Source organism: Pantoea rwandensis (assembly GCF_002095475.1).
GTDB lineage: Bacteria > Pseudomonadota > Gammaproteobacteria > Enterobacterales > Enterobacteriaceae > Pantoea > Pantoea rwandensis.
Map to the genome: position 1 here is coordinate 1 of NZ_MLFR01000035.1, position 18,482 is coordinate 18,482.

An 18,482-nucleotide genomic window follows, 5' to 3' on the forward strand; every position below is an offset into this window, starting at 1 on the left:
GCCAACAGCGGACATTGATAACATTCTATCTGCATTAACTTGTGGTGAGCAGATCAAAACCGCTTTAGTTCTTTCTGAAGTTGCCGAATCTTATACGGGGCATAAAACTGCGCTTTAGTGGCTGATGAATCAGGACCGTGCTGACATAGAGGCTGTACGTGGTGATGTCAAGACCGCTGGCGATGGAATGTCCACGATCAATGACCTCTTTAACCGCTTAATTTTAAGCTCTCTGGAATGACTCATACCGCTCATGAGCACCACTCTGTCATCTTAAATGAATCTGAGGTACCCGTTAAACCCGTGGGAATTGACAATAACTATCTGAATCAAAGCGTATAAAATTTTTTGAATTAGTCTTTATGAAGTTTTAGTATGTAATGCTTGCCATCGAATTTAAAGACCACCTTTAGGTTAATTTCATGTTAAGATCATGATTTAGAAGTAATAAACCTTCGCACTCACTCGTTAACTCAAAAAATGTGAGGTTGCTTACACACGAAGGACAACTTACTTCACGAGACTCATATGAAATGATGCAGCATGATGTTGTAGATATGCTCTCAAATCATCCTTTGTGGGAAAATTTTATGGGTAACAATAGAACTGGACAGCAAGTGCTTATCGAAAAATACATACTATATTGTTTCGAGGGTAATTGAATGGCATATTCAAAAAGTGTTTCTTTCAGAGCAGACTTAACCTCTAACACGATGGATCTTATGACAGAGATAGGTCTTGAATGTAGTGTGACCTCAAGACTCATCGCTGGGATAGTATCCCAACTTGCAGCATATACTGAAGAAGGTGTTCCGTTAAAACCATCAGTATTTATTTGTAATTCTATTTCAGAGTTACTACAGAGAGCAGGTGTAGGTGAACATGTTCCACTGTCCGATGAGATTAATTTAGAAAATGCCGGTTCTAAAATTTTGAAGGCGGCTGCACCTCTTTGTCGAGATAACTGGCGAATATATATTGAGCGATCTTCTGCAAATCTAACGTGCAAATTTGGAGTATTCTGTGGAAGTAGTGACCCATCTTCATTGACTGTCGATGAAGCGATATTAGATGGCACTCCAGATGGTTTCCCTGTAATTAAAATATCTCAAAGCGCAATTAATAAGGTAGAAGTTAAAACGAACGCAGGAAGTGGTGTTGAGTTTCGCTTTAATAATGATGCAGACGTTACTGAACTAAACGGTGAGGAACACATTCAAGGCTTAGCTAAATCTATTTCTTCGAACCTAGGTGAAAGTTCGGAAATGTTTTCTAGCTTTGTTGGTCGACTACTTGGATCTGCTGTAAATAATAGCCACGGGACATTAATTGCTGTTATTTCATCTGATGCAAAAGTGCTACCAACTTCACTTAACGACGCTGTGCAACTCAATCCAGTCATCGATTTATTTGAGAAAATAACATTCCATTTGGATGAAGGAAGAACCGCCACTTCAGTAAGTCGCTTACAAGCTGCTGCTGAATTAGTATCGGGATTTATAGGAAGCGATGGCATTACTGTTTTTAATAATGCAGGTTGTGTTTTAGGATATCGAGCTTTTATTCGTAGTGAAGAAACCACAAGTATTTCTGGAGGTGCAAGAAGTCGTGCTTATGCTTCGATGAAACAGCTTGTAGGTTCAGAACTGTCAGCTGCTTATTTTCGTTCTCAAGATGGACGAACAGACCTTCATGTTAATAGTGAGGCTAGTACAAATGAATAATTCGGTAGTCGTTTGGAGAGAACCTACAGGTTCAGTTGTACCGAAAACAGCATCAACAGCTTCGGATATTGCGGGAGTCGCTAATAATCTAAGCTCTCGTGACCAAAAACAAATTGTTACTGCATTTCAATCCGACTCTTACGAAATGATGGCTGGTTTTGTTCTTAATAAAGCACTTTCTCAGCTCAAAAGAGCATTAGCATCACTCGGAATGGCCTTCGTTGGTGAAATGCTTGGTCGTGCAGATCTCACAGAGGACTCGGTTCCAACAGTAAGTATTTCAAATTATGAAGCAATTACTCTTGCAAGAGAATTAGGTTTAATAAATTCTACAGACGCCAAACGTTTAACTCAACACCTTGAATTATTAGCACACTTTGATAGTCTCAATTTGGAAGACTCTGAAGCAGAGGAAATGTCTAGAGAGGAAGCTTTATCTTTCTTAAGAACCTGTGTAAATGCAGTTCTGGGAAGAGATGGCAATATTGCGCCTGCAGAGTTTATGGACTTTCGCACTTCCTTAGAAAGCCGTACATTCAAAATATCAGATTCCGAAGTTGAGACTCTACGAGCAGCACCGTATTTTTTCAAAAAAACCACATTGAGTATTTTACTCTCAGGAGTTAAGACTAAATCTGGAGCTCAATTTGAACATACACTGGGCAATATTGTTGTGCTTGTACCATTTTTATGGACCAGTTTGCGAGATGCTGAGAAATGGTCCATTGGCCAATCATATGCAGAAGCTGTTAACTCCGGTCATGCTCCAGCAGTTACAGCCTTAAAAAAAGCATTAACATCGATGAAGGGGTTTGATTATGTTCCTGAATCTCTTCGCTCACAAACATTTTCTGCTGCTGCTTCTAATGTAATCAATGTTCATACTGAAATGAATAACTTTTACAACGAGCCCGCCGCAATATCTGCACTTTCGAAGCTTGGAACAACAATCCCGTGGCCAGCATTTCCAATAAGCATGTCTGCTATATTAGCTGTTAAGCTTGGGAATCAATACGGCGTATCAAACGCTGCACAGCCAGATGCTAATAACTTATTAGAACGCCTGACTGTTAATCAATGGGAGTATTATTTAAATGAGTGCTTGCCTGGTGATGAGCTGATTTTACAAAAACTAGCTTGGTATACTGGGCCAGGAAATCGTTGGATAAAACTGGTCGCCTCTTTTGAACTTGAATCAAAGGCCGCCAAAAATAGGAACATAGTAAAATTACTCGAGGCCAGTGCTAAAGGTGATGAAGTCGCTTTAAGAAAAATCGCTGATAATTTGTTAACAAGCATGAGAAATTAGAATTTACCCTTAAGATAAATAGCCAACAAATCATGTAGCTTAGGTCTGTTGGCGTTATTGACTGCATCAAAATTTTAGATGACCGTGTTATCGCTCTGGACTGTATACGCGATCCCCGCTAAGTCCAGCTTCTGTATTTCATCCGATAATTATTATGAAGGGAGGTTGAAAATACCTTTTTCAGATTCTATTAATACTGTTTTAGAAGGAAGAATCTTGAAATTGTGTGCCGATTAATGCAAACTGCGAGAACTGACTTGGCACTGCGCTGTTGTTAAACTAGCTATGTGCAATGAAAGATACAAACTTAAAAAAATAACTCACATTATGAACTAGGATAGATAATGGAAAAAATAAGAAACGTATTTGTTTGGGTTTTCAGTCGATATCCTGAAGAACGAGAAAAAACCAGCCAGACAGAAAAATTAATAGACAGCATGAGAATAACTTCAAAGTGTAGATTTAATGCATCAAATAGACTATCGCTTAGAAGCAAAACATCGTTTTTCATAACTACAATACTATCCCTTGGTTTAATACTCATTCCATTACTCCAAAACTCCGGTGTGAAGTTAAACTTCACGGCTAGTGTTTTAAATATGCTCCAAATATTTCTTGCTGTATCAGTCCTTATTTATTCGGTGACGATAGGAACAGCACGATATGATTTAAGATCGAGAGAGCTTGATGAGTGTGGACAGAAAATAAAAAGATTAATACGTGACGTTAGGACATTAAATGAAAAAAACCCGGAACAAACCAAAATTGATCTAGACAAAATAAATACAGAATACAACCAGGTATTGAAAGAGTCAGAAAATCACTCTCGGTCTGATTACAAATTATCTAAGCTGGAAATGACGGGTGACTATAATATAACTGGATTAAAAAGATTATTTTTATTGTTCACAGCCTTAGTTCAGTGCTACTTCCCATATCTTCTTCCGGCAATTTTTTTGGGGGCTGAGATTATATTCATAACAGACATGTTGTCTATAACAGAAATACTATCACCTTTTTTGAATGCGGAAATTAAATAGAATTAAAATGGTAAGTATCAGGAGAAATAACCACCGGAATCCCTTCAGTTTCTTGCGCCTATGGCCAGCTCCCTGCTGTTCTCCGTATGGCAGCTTTAATAAGACATTTTTGTTCGAACTTCTGCTTTTCGCTCGTAACGTACCCTACGTCAGCCTCAGACTACTTTGTGCCAGAAGCAGCCGTTGCTAATACCTTAGCATGTCAAAGTATTGGGAACAGGTCATGCATACTATGAATCACTAACGTCTAGTTAGTTATTATGGCACCAAAATTCTAGTTTTATTTCATTATTAGATATCAAAATCCGCATTTAATACACAATACAAAGATTTTAATACAGCTCAACAATACCTCTTACATTTATAGCATTATAATGATAGCTCTCATTCTCAATCATGGAAAGGTCATAAACATGCATAATAACACCCTGCATCATAAGTTCATTTATACGCTCTTGTTTTTCCCCTAATGATTCCCACCACATTGAAGATACAAATATATTTTCGAAAAATGTGAATATGTAATTTGTTAGCCTATCACCTAAAATATCAAGACTACAATTTTTAATGGATTCTATAAATTTCATGGCGACCTCACCATCCTCTGGCAACCATGAGAATATCATATAACCATTATCATCTAACGCCAAAAGATTAACAGTCATGTATGCAGGCCGCTTGTCATCTAAAGATGTAATTTCTTGCAGTCCATTACCAAATATATCAACAATCGGCCCATGAATTCCACAGGCCATAATTCTTGGGACATGTTCTAGATGTAATATCAAATGATTAAGGGCATCGAATGAATGATCTTCAATTGAGCTTTCGACTCGATTTTTTATATAATTGAGATCGGCCAAGCTTAGTTTTGCACCATTTATATTAACATTGGAAATTTTAGCCCATGCTAATTGCTCAGAAAATGAAAATCCTCGATCAAAACCTCTCAACTCTTGCATTACTTTATAATTTGCTTCTTTAACGTAGACCTCTCTCATAAGTGGTCTATATGCCAGCATAGTGCATTGTTTTTTTGTTTCTTTAAAAGATTCGTCTTCCACACAAGAAAAAAGCTCTTTGTCATGATATGAGCAAAAACCTGTGAAGGTAGATGCCTGATTGATACCTATCCTTTCTAAAGTTAATCGCCCACTGTTTCTCTCTAAACTGCTTAAACCATGCTTTAGCCCCAGAACATGCCCCTCATGAGCTATAGCCTTCAAACTATTCCCCTTAGACAAAGTATGAGCCTTAACTATTCTAGTCTGACATTCGTGCTTGACTCCTTCGGGAACGCTACATTTGCTCACATTCGAAAATAAACTGAGCACACCCTGGGCATCTCCACGCGACAAAGGCACTTGCTTATCACGACCTGAGTGACATTTTTTATATTTTTTCCCAGAACCACACCAACACTCTGTATTTCTACCTATTTTACTCATTTTAAACCTCTAACACGTGACGTTTAAAAATTTTAATGCACACCTTATAAAAATATAGGTATGTTCCCATCTGACTGCGATGGGAACAGTCCATACTTCTAACAGGTCATTCAAACTTAGTTGACTGTTATAGTCATCAACCTATTAACTTAAATGACTATAATTCACTCCTTCACACGAACACCACTCCGAAGCTTAGCGTCCCGTCGAAACTTTCATAGGAGCCCTTTCTATGAAGTGTTCGTACACGCCAGAAGTAAAACGATCGCATATCTTGGCCTGGCACATCGGTTAACTCTCGATAGGCTTTACCTTTAGAAACAAGAGCCGTACCGCAGTTTCCATCTAAATGCATAGGGCGAACTGGTCCCCAGCCCACATTCCAGTAATAAAGGTCGGCGACAACCTCATTATCTAATTTCACCTCCAATTGCCCGTTACGAGGAACGATCTCGATCAGTTCATGGCCAGGCATAGTGGGCAATAACAGTCGTCCTGGGTACAGATCATGTTGGAGGTAACCCAAACGGTCAATACCGATCGGCATAGCTAGAGGCCAAGCTCTACTCCTACTGTCCACTACAGAGTAAAGGGTTGGCGACATCAAGACGGTCATCGTACTTAGCGGCTCTGAAGCATAGCTCTGAAGCATTTGTCCGTTACTCCAAAAGTCTTTCAAATGCTCGGCTAAACTCTCATCCTTGATGCAACCACCTACCACCTGACTCCAGCGGACGATCGATACCTCTACACAACGCTCAGTTGACATTACGATGGGCGACGTGAAGGCTATCAGCTCGTCTCCGGGACTTTCGATTGAGGCTTGTTCAATTAGACTGCGTACAGCTGCACCTATTGCCTCGTGGTCACCATCGAAATCAGTTACGCAGGGAAACCAAGACGGACGTCGAGGTCTGAGCAACGCAAGCGTTGGGTGTACAGGCAATGCCAGCAGAGCCATTTCTTCCGCCAATTCTGAAGGCATGCTCCATAACTCTTCGGCAACCGACAACGTGCGGAGATAGGCAGAGATCATCCGTATGGCAACCCTGGAAGAGATGTGACCAATGAACCCGTCGCCAAGTGGCCTCATAAAATGCCAAGGGTCACCCTGATAAGGAGCATCTGGATAGACATTGCTGTTTACTGACCATTCGAACGCCATCTGGCGGACGAATGGGAAGCCGCTATCATGCTCAAGGTTAACCATAGTGGTGTGAAAAATCCTTGGAATATCCGCTCCTTGAACACCTTTAAAATCCTGTGGAATAGCGAAGCTCTCAGTCACCTCTTCCAGACCGGTTATAGGGTTATCAGTCTGTAGGCCAAGGCTTTCCAGCAATAGATCAGAGAGAATGGACGGTTTAGGAATGCTTTGCGCCAATTTCTGGCTCGCCTTGTAACGATGCATCTGCACCGCTATCCAGAAGACGCAAAGTGCCTCCACCACTTCGGCCTCAAGCTTACGCGAGCTCAGAAACCTAAGTAACGCAGCCTCCGTTGTAGCTTTCGATGCCGATTCACCCAGCCGGGTGGCAAGTTCCTGCATGGTCCACCATCTTGTAGCGGTTGATGGCCAGCCGAGTCTGGCGATTAGAATACTTAGGTCATCCATCATTTTCCCATTGTCATCGAAGCATCAAGTTCTTTCGCCCAACGAGGGCGTTCCAGAGGTAGGGTTCGGGTGTCTTCACGCACGCAGTTGACCATCATTTCGGCAAACTTCACGGCATCTTCTACACGCCCCTGTTGCACATAGAAATAGACCATCAGCTCTGTCGGCGCTACACGCTGCAGTTCGGGCTCTCCGAACCAGCTGTAGGTAGTAGCATCAACAAACTCATCGCAACGGCTCGGGAAGTGCTTCACTACCATGTCAAACCTTTTACAGGTATCCGCCTCTCTCTCCATCATTCTCATCCAACCGCCATTTCGAATCTGCGCCTGGACAAGATATTTCCACGCAGCTTTCGAGCCACTCAACCTGCGTTTGGTCTCAAAGGCAAGGTCAGACAGCTCGAAGATGCCCTTTTGCCGCCCCTCGTCTGACTGCAGCAAACCATCCAGAACCGCGAGTAAGCGTTTGCCATGACCGGCGCGATCCCAGTGCTCATACCAGGTTCGAAGCAGTCTCTTCTTGTCGTTGTAGCTAGCTGAGAGACTTACCAGCAACTGATCAAGTTGCTCCGGGGAAAAGGTGGTAACATTGCCAGTGAACGGATTGCTGTCGTTATCGCTGCTGGATGAACTCGTACCCTGCAGCACACCAATGTCCCAGCCAGCACACTCCCTAAGAACACGCAGCCGTTCTGCAGCGCCATTCTGACCATCGCGTTCAAGCTGTATCAACGCGTCCTGAACGTCAGGATGAACTCCCGTTCGCATAAGCGCATCCAGCGGCCAGCCATCCCTGACGCCCTGTTGCACATATATCCGTAAACTGTTCTCCGCATGCGACCATTCACCTGCGTGCGTGTGTTCTTCGTATTTTACAACCAAAGCCATCGGGCTGAGTTTTGCCAGCAGGTGGTCCGCAACTTCAAGCAGGTGCCTCGTGCCTTTTCCGTCTGTGTAGTCCAGCACGTGATGGATTTGTGGCGAAAGCAGACTGAGTAGCCGCCGAGCATCATCTGGTGATGTATCTACAAGGTAGCCAATGGCATCGACCGTGTTACTCAACGTGGGATCTTTACGGTGCCCATAGCCGGTCGTTAACTCCCAGACCTGTTTACAAAGCTCTTGAGCGCTGACGTTTAATCCATGGGCCAAAGTGATGCCACATAACTGCAGAGGCGTCTGCAGATGCACGCTAGTTTCTTCGCGGATATCTGCATCCAGCATGACGCGTTGAGAATGGACGAAAGCTGCGGCCGCTTCATCACTCATCCTTGTCAGCAATCCTGCCGCGTACTGAGTGCGGAAAGATGCACTGTCAAACCACTCAGATTTGCCTGCTGCTGCCAGGGTTGTCTCAGTAAGTGCCACATCGTCACGATTGAAGAGCAGGCAGCTTACAAGTCGAATGTCGCAGGCAACACGATGTAACCCAGCCCGAAAATCCTTCGCCGCTGAACTCGCATTGTGATCCTGCCTGAAATCCCTGAACTTGACTGGTTTGAGCAGTTCGAATATTTCATGAAAGTCTACAAATTCCCTTTGCCACCAACACTCTGCAACTTGAGCAGCAATCGCAGAGAGAGCATCCAGGAAGCGGCTGATGTTCTTCCTCTCCTCGTAGCTGGGTGCTAGTACGAACTCGAAGTCGATTTGCTCCTCGGCTTTCATGCACAGGCCCAAGTGCACACCGCTGAAGAACCAATGGTGTACCAGCGTGTTCAGATCGTCTTTACGCTCGTAATAGTTCCCCTTGAGCCACTCGACCGGAATAGGCTCATTTAGTGGCTTCGAAGTCCGCTTACAGGCCGCTTCCACCGCTGCAACAAAGGGAGTTCGCGTCAGCTTGCTGAAGTCATCGTGGTCGACGATGCTTACTCCGGCCGTTGCGGCCGCGCGAACGCAGAAGTCACTTAGAACACTCGTGTCCGAATCAGGTTGTAGCGAAACAGCCGCACCCATCAAGTCATCCAGGCAACCGTTCTCAACCAACATTCGGGCTCTTGGCATCCATACAATAGGGTTATTTTCTCTAACTAACTGGGCAAACGTCTCTGGGGTCGCCCCGATGGCACCAAGGCGTGTGAACACATCGACCAGAAACTGGAATTCGTCAGACCCCGCGTTGGTTGAATATCGATTGGAGAAGCGGCTGAGGCCTTTAAAACGACGCAGGGTCTCCTCACCGCAGGTCTCGGCTAGTACAGTTTGTCCACGTGCTTGCAAGGCTAAGCCGAGAGCGGCCACATCCAAAATATCTGTCTCGTGCCGGGATGCCATGGCTTCTTGGACGACCCCTTCATTGGCTGTCAGCGTCAGAGTAAATGACACAAGCCGGGCTATGTCGTCGCTCTGCATCTGAAATTCGCTACCGCCAACCATCCGGGACTGCAGGTGTGCGAGCCGATATGCGTCCGCAAACGCGTTGGTCTCCAGAGCCGAAACCAGTGCTTCGGATAGCAGCGTGTCAAAGAGCGATTCTGGATAGCCTTCCTCTAAACGAAGCATGATCCAGTCACGAGTTAGCCCAGCGATGAGATTTTCAGGATTACCCAACCTTGCCTGGACCGTCCAGAGCCAGTTAACGCGAAGAGAAGGTGGCGCCTCAATTTCCAGCCAGACCGCCACCGCTGGCATCAGGTTCTTGATATGCTCGCCGTAGTCAGAGGTCGAGCGTACAAAAACCGCCAGACTCTCATGGAAGACCTTCAGACCAGCAGCCGATGAGTGCAGCAAATGTTCCACCTTCGCGACATCTGGCGGCGCAGTGCCCTGCTTAGCGGAGATCTCCAGAAAAGCGGCTTTGGGCCAAAAGAAGGGAAACGCACATACCAATCGCAGCGTGTCTTTGAGACTTGGTGGCAGCTCTTCCCACAACGATGCGTAGTAGAACTTTGCCTCTTTGGTCATGTCACCCTGTAGCCGCTCAATATTCCAGCTATCCAGGTCTCGTCCTGCGTGCTCAAGCTCAGCCGTGGCATAGATGACGTGCAGCGGGTGACCGTTGGTCTTATTGCGAAGTGCGGTCGCAGCTTCCTGTAGCTGGCGTTCTATCTGATCTTCATCGTTGAACCGGATCAAGAGCCTGCCTTCGTCAACCGCCTTGTGAAGGTAGGACAAGATGGCGTTCTCGGACATCGCCGGCAATGTTCGCCAATTAGCCTTAGGTGCAACTGACAAGAGATCCCTAGGCAGCTGAGTGTCGTCGACCAGCTGTGTGCCTACCAACAGAACCATGTTATCCGGGCAGGGAATAATCTGGGAGAACACATCGTCCAGCGGACGTTTGTCAGCGTTGTTAATGCGCCAGACATGGTCCAGGCCGTCAAGGACCAGTACGAACGGCTTGTCCTTAGTCTTGTAGTAGGTTGCGCACGCTTCGAGGAGGCCCCGCAGGTCACTACCAGGCGCATTAACTTCCGGATGTAACCGTTTGACTTGCGCCTCGATAGATTGCTCAACCACGTAGCTGTTCACACGGTCTCGACCCCGCTCGGTCGTCGAGAGGAAGTAGTGGTGCCGTACCGTGGGAACCCCTGATTCAGCAAGCACTTCGCACATCGCGCTCAAGTATGTGCTCTTCCCTCGACCTGGCGGCCCTGTGAGCACGATTGTCTGCCCAGACCCGGCAACAGTGTCACATACGAATTCACGGTGAAACGTCTCGTCAGGCACCTCATATCCGAGAGGCACTACAAAATCTTCCGGCAGGGGGGCCGGCGGTATTGCCCGCAGAATAGTGCGGACTTGCTCCAGAGAAATCCACCCTTCTGGCGGCGGAAAGTTTTTCTGAATCGACCAGTTCAAGGCGACGTTTTTTTAAGTTCGCAACTCCTTCTGGTGTACCGTGCAAGCGCAATCGTGCATCGATCTCGTGTTCAAGTGATTCGAAACTCTTATCGCTATGAACAATCTGCAACTGCGTGAAAAAGAACTCGCATTTCTTTTCGTCGCCGAGTTCGGCGATAACCTCTAATCGCCGTGGTTCTGGAACTTTGGATAAATCGATTTTTCCATCAGTCAGGCAAGCCTCAATATCGGCATCAGGTCGGCGATTGGTCTTCAACGAGAGCTCTCCGACACGAGCAGAATCCAATTTAACGAAAGCGTCAAACCACTTACGCAGCATCGATCTTGATCGTTCAGTCTTACCAGTTTTCTCCAACATCCACGCCCAGTTCAGAGTGTGTTCTGTAGGATTAGGAGTAAATTTGACCTGCTGGAGGTCAACGAGATTGTCAGAGCGTTCGGCGACGATGTCATCCAGGCCGGTCGGCGCAACAGCCTCGTCGTCGCACTCAAACTTCACTCGGATATAGCGAGAAGGCGCATCTAGCCAGTCACACAGCAGTTTCAGCCCCTGCCTGTTCTGATAGACATAGCCTGCAGCAGTGATCGCAGTATTTTTGATTTGTTCAGACATTAAAGGACCACCTGTGTTTTGGATACTTGACCACCGCTCTCGTAGCTGACCTGCTCCCTGTCTCTGAATGGACAGGACCTCGTTTCAGGGGCATGCTTTTCAGTTATTTGAACTGGCAACTAAAAATTGCATGGCGGTTATGCAGAATACTTCACTTGATGATGCACTTACCGCACATGCACGTCCAATTCCCGTGAATGAATTCGGGTGAGAGCTTGTTCTTTATCGAAGAGCAGGGTATCGACATGACTTACCGTCAGAGTGCTACCGTTTCGCTGAACCAGATTTAAGCTAAGCAACACAACTATATTGAACACCGCCCATCTAAATTATTAGATACTTCAAGCGCTTTCAGGAATCGCTTCACAAGCTCCTTGATCCTTAAGTGTACTTAGCAATACTGTATATAAACACAGCTAATCAGGATCAACATCATGCAATTCACCCGAGCAACCGAGATTTCTCAACCGATCATGCTTCCTCTCTTCTCTGAGAAAGTGCCCTGTGGCTTTCCGAGCCCAGCGCAGGACTATGTTGAGGACAGACTGGATCTCAATAAATTGCTGATAAGACATCCGAGTGCCACTTACTTCATAAAAGTTAGTGGGGAGTCCATGCATGGCGCCGGTATCAGTGATGGGGATCTTTTAGTGGTTGATCGCTCACTTTCGGCTGTACATGGCGATATTGTTATTGCTGCTGTTTCAGGTGAATTTACAGTGAAAGAACTTCGTACTCATCCTTATCTACAGCTAGTACCTCACAATCATGATTATTCTTCGATTTCATTTAAAAATTCAGAAGAATTAGAAATATTTGGAGTGGTCATTTTTAGTATTAAGGCGCATAAATAATTATGTTTGCTCTCGTCGACGTAAATAGTTTTTATACTTCTTGCGAAACTGTTTTTCGGCCAGACTTGCAGGGAAAGCCTATTGTCGTCGTTTCCAATAATGATGGCTGCATTATTTCTCGTTCAGCTGAAGCAAAATCCCTTGGTATAAAAATGGGTGAGCCTTTTTTTAAAATAAAAAACAATATGTATAGCTCCAAAATTTATGTATTCAGTTCTAATTATGCACTTTATGCCGATCTAAGTGAGCGAGTTATGCAAACGCTAACTGAAATGTCTCCTTCGATCGAAATTTATTCAATAGACGAAGCTTTCGTTAATTTATCTGGGGTAATGAATTGCATGCCACTAAGTTACTTCGGGCATGAAATGAGAAATAAAGTCTTTAAAAATACAGGTTTAACTGTGGGAGTTGGTATTGCGCAAACAAAAACATTAGCAAAGCTAGCTAACCATGCAGCCAAGAAATGGCGTTGTACTGGTGGCGTTGTCGACTTATCGAATATTGAACGCCAACAAAGGTTACTAGCACTTATCCCTGTTGAGGATGTCTGGGGCGTTGGTCGGAGAATTAGTAAGAAACTTAATTCAATGGGCATTAATACAGCACTTGACCTAGCTGAAAGCTCATTGTGGGTAATAAGGAAACACTTCAATGTTGTTCTCGAAAGGACTGTTCGTGAACTTCGAGGGGAACAATGCCTTGAATTAGAAGAGTTTGCACCAGCAAAACAACAGATCATCTGCAGCAGATCTTTTGGTAGCCGGATAACTCAGTATTCAGATATGCACCAAGCGATTTGTTCCTATGCAGAGAGAGCATCAGAAAAACTGCGTAGTGAGCGCCAGTTCTGTCGTTTCGTCAGTGTTTTCCTTCGTACCAGCCCACATGCAGATAATGAAGTATACTATGCAAATCAAGCTTCCATGAAGCTACTGACCCCTTCTAATGATACTCGTGACATTATAAATTCGGCTACAAACTCCCTGAGGAGGATATGGGTTGATGGCCATCGATATATGAAAGCTGGTGTCATGCTTGCTGATTTTTTTAGTAATGGCGTGGCGCAACTAAACTTATTTGACGATAGTTCACCACGAAAAAATAGTGCAGCTTTAATGGAGGTTATCGATCAATTAAATAACTCAGGGAAAGGAAAGGTCTGGTTTGCAGGGCAGGGAATCGAAAAAACCTGGGCTATGAAACGGGAGATGCTTTCTCCCGCTTACACAACTCGATATTCAGACTTACCAGTGGCGAGATGAAATTATTTAGGAATGTAACTAGGGAAGTAAACAACCTCTGGTGAGTGCCACTCACGTTCACCACAGTCACGAAAATCAGCGAGAGCGTCTTCGATGACTTTCTGACTAAAATAAGGTGCATCAACTATTATTCGCAAGCATGGATTATGTGTTCGTGATTTTTCAATAATCCCTTGCCAGAAACATCTCGATTGCATTAATTGCACCGAGCAGGTTTGTATTAAAGGAAATTAGGCGAAGCTAAACCGCCTGAGAACTCTCAGAAATAACACTCTTAGCGAGTTAGCTAAGACGGCAAAAGGAATGGAGGACTGTTATTATGGGCGGTTCGATGGCTTGAGCATCAGAAAAAGACGTTGAGCGAATGGAGGAGCCAATCCGATTACTTGAGTCTAATGATATTGAGGAGGGAGCTGTAGTTCGTCTACGCAACGATAATGAGTTTAGCCCGCTAATATGAGAACTGCTGAAAATTTTTCGCAGAATAATTCAGCATCTGGTGAGGAAATTGATGATGATATGAAAAAACTTCTAGGAGATGATTTTGGCTAAATGTGAATTTTATAATGAATGCTGCTTAATGTGGATATTTACTGCGTAGTTGTTACGGTAATAGCTCCTCTGGAGGGCAGTTAAGAACAGAAGCTATTTGGTAAAGTTTTTCAACGGTTATATTGGCTTCCCCTCGTTCGATACGTCCAACATAGCTACGATCAATCCCGGTTAAAAGTGCAAGTCCTTCCTGCGAAATGCCCTGCGCAATCCGCTCTTTTTTTATCCGTTCACCCAACCTTTTGCTCAAATTTTGCATGAAATTTCATAATTCCAAATTACAAAACTATCAGCAGTTGCGGACTAAAAATCCACGGACTATAATCCTCATTTTCCTGCGGAAGTGATTTATGAAGCGAATTTTAATTTTGAGAAGTAAACAGTGGTTAACTAAGGTTTACAAAGCAGCATCATCTCAGCATATGACAATGTATGAAGAAATTGAGTTTCGAAAAATAGTTACTCTTAAAAGAAATATGGCTAGAATTGAGAGGCGACATCCATGCACAGTCGATTGGCTTGATGTTGAGTTTTATGAAGGATATGCAGTAGTTCCTTGCTATGACAGAAAAGGCAGGTTTGCTTTTGATGCATTTCTATATTCTAAAGAACAGATACCTGACTGGTTAGCACTTTATTGGTGTGATCTACCTCCTGTTGATCTACACCTCGCGATGTAAATAACGATTTATTAATTCATAAGAGAAGCTAGCCAAGAATATAATTCCCCACCCAAATTATCATCAGGTTCGGCTGCAAAACAGAATAAGGGGGTTTACCCCGTTAACTCTGACGAAAAACTGGATTGAGAACGTCACTCTAAATATTTATTGACTATCTATAATTTGTTAGCGCTGCATGGGGTATATTATCAACTACATATATCCGCACTAGGGGCTGCTAAAACAGCCATAACTGTGCATTAGTAATAGGGATTAACATTATCTTTGTAATGATTATGGTTCATATATAAGATAAATGAGTATCTAAGCAGCATTACTGATGTTCAACAGAATAATCATCATCAAAAAAAGCCGAGCATCTACCCGACTTTATTTATTTAAATACGACTGTTAATATTTTCTGTCGTTACCAGTAAAAAATCTGAGGTAAACAGTCACGCATCCAGAGTAAACTTTCCGGGTCCTGGCCCTCTATTATGCGAGAGAGATTCTGCCGGTCGTTGGCCCTGCGCCTCTTGGTTGTATGCATACGGTTCCACCACGCAGGGGACTTATTGTAAAAAGCCCGCATGCTGGGGTAGCGATCATACTGCTTAAGATTATGTGGTTTTGGGGTGCCGTCAGGAGCTCGATCCTTTCGGGTGTTAAACGTGCTCATATCATTCCTCATAAGTAAAATTACTTACAAGGTGTCTAGTACATTTACGTCTTTCTTTTTGATGATCATTTTATCTTTTTCTCGAAATCAGTTTATGCATTTTATTGGGATGATTCGTGCTTAACCCGCTAAAAAATCAGTAGCCTTCAGTGTTAGGTACGAGTTTGATTTGTTCCGAATCGGTATCGTAAAACACATCCTATGCGTTTTCTACCTGTTCATAAGAGAGTTCACTTTCGCGGCTGGTATCTTCAACGGTGTGTCCTACCTCGGTCATGGAGCTGCTTAGCGCGGCAAGTACGTTACCATTTATCCAGTCTGCTGCTAACTTCGATGGCATCAGACGATTCAATGCCCGCACTCTTTATAGTACAACGCCCAATCATTAATGACGTTTTGGGCATGAAGTACACCGCTGAACCAATGCTCCTTCATGCATCACCCTGAACGAGGCCGTTAAAACTATCAATTAATTCGTTCTGACTTGGCTTACTCGGTTGGATTAAGTGCAAGCCCACACCATGCTCAAAGGCTCACTGGTCTAGCGCACGGTAGGAAAATTCTGGGCACTATAGTCAGTTCTCATCGTGGCCGGAAAGCCGCAGTGACCTGCTCGCTGTAAAAGGCCCGAATGATAAGCCCCAATGACATCGACTGCTAATAGAGCCTATCTACGGGGCTTGCAAGAAATGGAAATCACTTCCCCACTACCTGCTGCCTTCAACTCGGCTATTTCGAACAACAAGCGTTGATTTACAGAAGCAATTCGGGCCAGATCCTCTAAGAGTTGGTCGTTCTCTGCACGGAGCACCCTGTTTTTTTCCTTTTCAGCCAACAGCGCCTGATGTTTCGAATCACGCTGGGCGCGCACTGACTTACCCATGAGAATGCGGATTCTCTCCGCCACCGCTGGGTAGGTGTTATGAATGAGTCCGGGTGTAACGCCCGCTGCTCGGGCAACCAAAGTGATGGAAATCTTTTCGTTACCTTCTACAAGGCCATTAATGACTTTATCAAGAACATCTAGTGTGTTTGACCGTGAACGGACAAGAGTCTGCCGCTTAATGGACTTCATCGCCATTCCCAGCCTCGTCAATATTGTCATTGATAGGAGACAGACCTAAGCTCGTGATGACATCTAATGCAACCTGTAAATCGCGCTCTGCCCGCTGTCTTACACCAGGCCCAGCATCATCGATTTTAAGCAACTCCTGCTGTTGACAGTATATGTCCTGCCACGTATCCGCGAAAAGCTCATCAATCACCGCGTTTTTACATGTTGGGCAGCGTGTTGCCTCGTATAATCCGGCTCCGCCACAACCTCGCTCTGTTGCAATACACCAGCCGTGTCCGGTCGCACGAATGTTTGCATGTGGGACGGTTTGGGTAAGCAATGCGGCCCTATCTTTGATTGGAATAGCTCGCGTCTTGACGATTTTTTCACCTGCGCCACCTGCTAAAGGCTGTTGTTCATCGAGCCATGATTCGATCAAATCAATTTTGAATTCTGTCATCTGCTGTAAGATTTCATCAAAAAGTGCCAAGTCTTGCTGCGGGTTAGACGCATACAGTTGGGTCATGCTCATGCTGCTGTGTTTAAACTGCCACTTGAGAAAAATAAGCGAAGTTCTTCCCATACAGGACTCCACAAAGCACCTTGCATATGTTCTTCTGCATTGATGTGTCTTTAACGGCCAATTACTTCCAGCAGCTTTAGCTAAACGGCCAAATGCAACATTAGAACCTTGGCCGCTAAGCGCTTCAACGTGATAACCTTCCTTAATTTTTCCTCCTTGGCTGTTTCGTCCCAGAAATAGTTTTTTCGAATCCTTACGAGCTTTTTCGAGCCTAAGAATGTGTTCGGTTGAATTCGAACAATTCTGATTTTTTGCAAGCAACCTAATCTCTTGCTCCAACTCTTTTCTGATAGATGCGGAATATCTCGCCAAAAGATTAAGTGCTTCAAATGTCAGTTCCGGTACAAGATACTCGACTAGCCCTTTGCCTGTTTTATGCTCGACTGTAGCTACCCAGTAAAAGGTGATGCCATTCTTTAACTCCTTACGCCAAGCACCGACCTCAATTCCAATAGCTTCGTCATTGCGCATACCGCTAGTGATTGAAACTATATACAGCACAGCGTCTCTACAACGAATTGACATCTGTTCATCGCTAGGATGATATCCAATGCCACTGACAGCCAACTCAGCCTTCATATCTTGGACAATTTCCTCACAATAATTGAAGATCTTGGATTGTTCATCAGGAGGAATGATATCCGTTCGCCCAACGTTTTTATTTGCTGAATCTAACCCTTTAATATTGGCAATCCCGCAAATACGCCACAATGTTGAACTCCCCCAGGGATAATTTTTGAGGGGGAACATCATATCGGTAGAGAATATCCAGAGAAAATCAATAATCCTTAATCGGCCATACAGCGGAAGAGGCCTTAATTTCAACTCACTTTTGCAATAATGAACGTAATTGCTGATATGGATTGGTGTGATCTCTGCAAAACTTGAAACGCCCAAATTATTTAGCCAGCGAATAAAAGGCATCACGCTGGCAACAGCAAGAATAGTGATGCCCCGTGCGATAGGTGGTTTAGACCCAGGCATTCCTCTCTTAAACCAAGCATAAGCAACAGCTTTACTGTCATCAATGAGCGCCCGAGGCATGCTCATATCCCAGTTGATAAATTTATAAGAATAAGAAACGTTTGCCTGATCAAAAAACGGGCGTAGATCCCACTGGGAATCGCCAAACCGACTAAGAACCAGCGTTTCACCAACTTCATTAACAATAGCGCTGATGACGATTGCATCCCGTTCTGCAGAACTTAGTCCATTAGCTGTAGCTGGCTGGGAGATGAGGACATCATATGCCTGCAACATAGCATTAGCGCTTCT

Annotated in this window: 13 protein-coding genes and 1 pseudogene; 6 read left to right on the forward strand and 8 right to left on the reverse strand. The window is 44.3% G+C overall.

Translation table 11 applies throughout. The features are described 5' to 3' along the window. Positions 1–662: 662 nt before the first annotated feature. The 3 genes from HA51_RS27040 to HA51_RS23335 all read left to right on the forward strand — a co-directional run bounded on the left by HA51_RS27040 (position 663) and on the right by HA51_RS23335 (position 4,073). Positions 663–1,724, forward strand: a complete 1,062-nt coding sequence (locus tag HA51_RS27040; protein WP_139810726.1) for a hypothetical protein — start codon at positions 663–665, stop codon at positions 1,722–1,724. Continuing rightward, positions 1,717–3,033 (forward strand): hypothetical protein, encoded by a 1,317-nt coding sequence (locus tag HA51_RS23330; RefSeq protein WP_084937411.1) that lies wholly within the window; start codon positions 1,717–1,719, stop codon positions 3,031–3,033. The genes HA51_RS27040 and HA51_RS23330 overlap by 8 nt, the downstream gene beginning before the upstream one ends. Positions 3,034–3,377: 344 nt before the next feature. Then, positions 3,378–4,073, forward strand: a complete 696-nt coding sequence (locus tag HA51_RS23335; protein WP_084937414.1) for an SLATT domain-containing protein — start codon at positions 3,378–3,380, stop codon at positions 4,071–4,073. A 332-nt stretch (positions 4,074–4,405) separates the two neighbouring features. Here HA51_RS23335 and HA51_RS23340 read toward each other — a convergent pair whose 3' ends face one another. The 4 genes from HA51_RS23340 to HA51_RS27600 form a co-directional block, all read right to left on the reverse strand. Next, positions 4,406–5,521: a YecA family protein gene (locus HA51_RS23340; protein WP_084937416.1), complete on the reverse strand. Its 1,116-nt coding sequence runs from the start codon at positions 5,519–5,521 to the stop codon at positions 4,406–4,408. A gap of 172 nt (positions 5,522–5,693) precedes the next feature. After that, complete coding sequence (locus HA51_RS23345; RefSeq protein ID WP_245840254.1) at positions 5,694–7,070, reverse strand: multidrug DMT transporter permease; 1,377 nt, start codon at positions 7,068–7,070, stop codon at positions 5,694–5,696. Between the two features lie 65 nt (positions 7,071–7,135). Continuing rightward, entirely contained in the window at positions 7,136–10,828 is a 3,693-nt protein-coding gene (locus HA51_RS23350) for an ATP-binding protein (protein WP_342744886.1), read from the reverse strand. Then, a complete protein-coding gene (locus HA51_RS27600; protein ID WP_245840256.1) occupies positions 10,812–11,558 on the reverse strand; it encodes a hypothetical protein in 747 nt (248 codons plus the stop codon). The genes HA51_RS23350 and HA51_RS27600 overlap by 17 nt, the downstream gene beginning before the upstream one ends. A 434-nt stretch (positions 11,559–11,992) precedes the next feature. Here HA51_RS27600 and umuD point away from each other — a divergent pair, with 434 nt between their 5' ends. Both umuD and umuC read left to right on the forward strand, forming a co-directional pair. Beyond that, positions 11,993–12,412 (forward strand): translesion error-prone DNA polymerase V autoproteolytic subunit, encoded by a 420-nt coding sequence (umuD, locus tag HA51_RS23355; RefSeq protein ID WP_084937421.1) that lies wholly within the window; start codon positions 11,993–11,995, stop codon positions 12,410–12,412. A gap of 2 nt (positions 12,413–12,414) precedes the next feature. Further along, positions 12,415–13,677, forward strand: coding sequence for a translesion error-prone DNA polymerase V subunit UmuC (umuC, locus tag HA51_RS23360; protein ID WP_084937423.1), 1,263 nt, complete (start codon positions 12,415–12,417; stop codon positions 13,675–13,677). A gap of 604 nt (positions 13,678–14,281) precedes the next feature. Here the strand turns inward: umuC and HA51_RS23365 are convergent. Then, complete coding sequence (locus tag HA51_RS23365; RefSeq protein WP_084937425.1) at positions 14,282–14,488, reverse strand: helix-turn-helix domain-containing protein; 207 nt, start codon at positions 14,486–14,488, stop codon at positions 14,282–14,284. Positions 14,489–14,579: 91 nt separating this feature from the next. Here HA51_RS23365 and HA51_RS23370 point away from each other — a divergent pair, with 91 nt between their 5' ends. Continuing rightward, entirely contained in the window at positions 14,580–14,909 is a 330-nt protein-coding gene (locus tag HA51_RS23370; protein WP_084937427.1) for a hypothetical protein, read from the forward strand. Positions 14,910–15,874: 965 nt separating this feature from the next. Here the strand turns inward: HA51_RS23370 and HA51_RS27605 are convergent. From HA51_RS27605 to HA51_RS27355, 3 genes and pseudogenes are all read right to left on the reverse strand, one after another. Further along, positions 15,875–16,171: pseudogene (locus HA51_RS27605) on the reverse strand (integrase core domain-containing protein); the annotation flags it as partial. A 66-nt stretch (positions 16,172–16,237) separates the two neighbouring features. Continuing rightward, positions 16,238–16,645, reverse strand: a complete 408-nt coding sequence (locus tag HA51_RS23380) for a TetR family transcriptional regulator (RefSeq protein ID WP_245840257.1) — start codon at positions 16,643–16,645, stop codon at positions 16,238–16,240. Beyond that, positions 16,632–18,467: a site-specific integrase gene (locus HA51_RS27355; RefSeq protein WP_245840258.1), complete on the reverse strand. Its 1,836-nt coding sequence runs from the start codon at positions 18,465–18,467 to the stop codon at positions 16,632–16,634. Before HA51_RS27355 ends, HA51_RS23380 begins: the two co-directional genes overlap by 14 nt. Positions 18,468–18,482 lie beyond the last annotated feature (15 nt).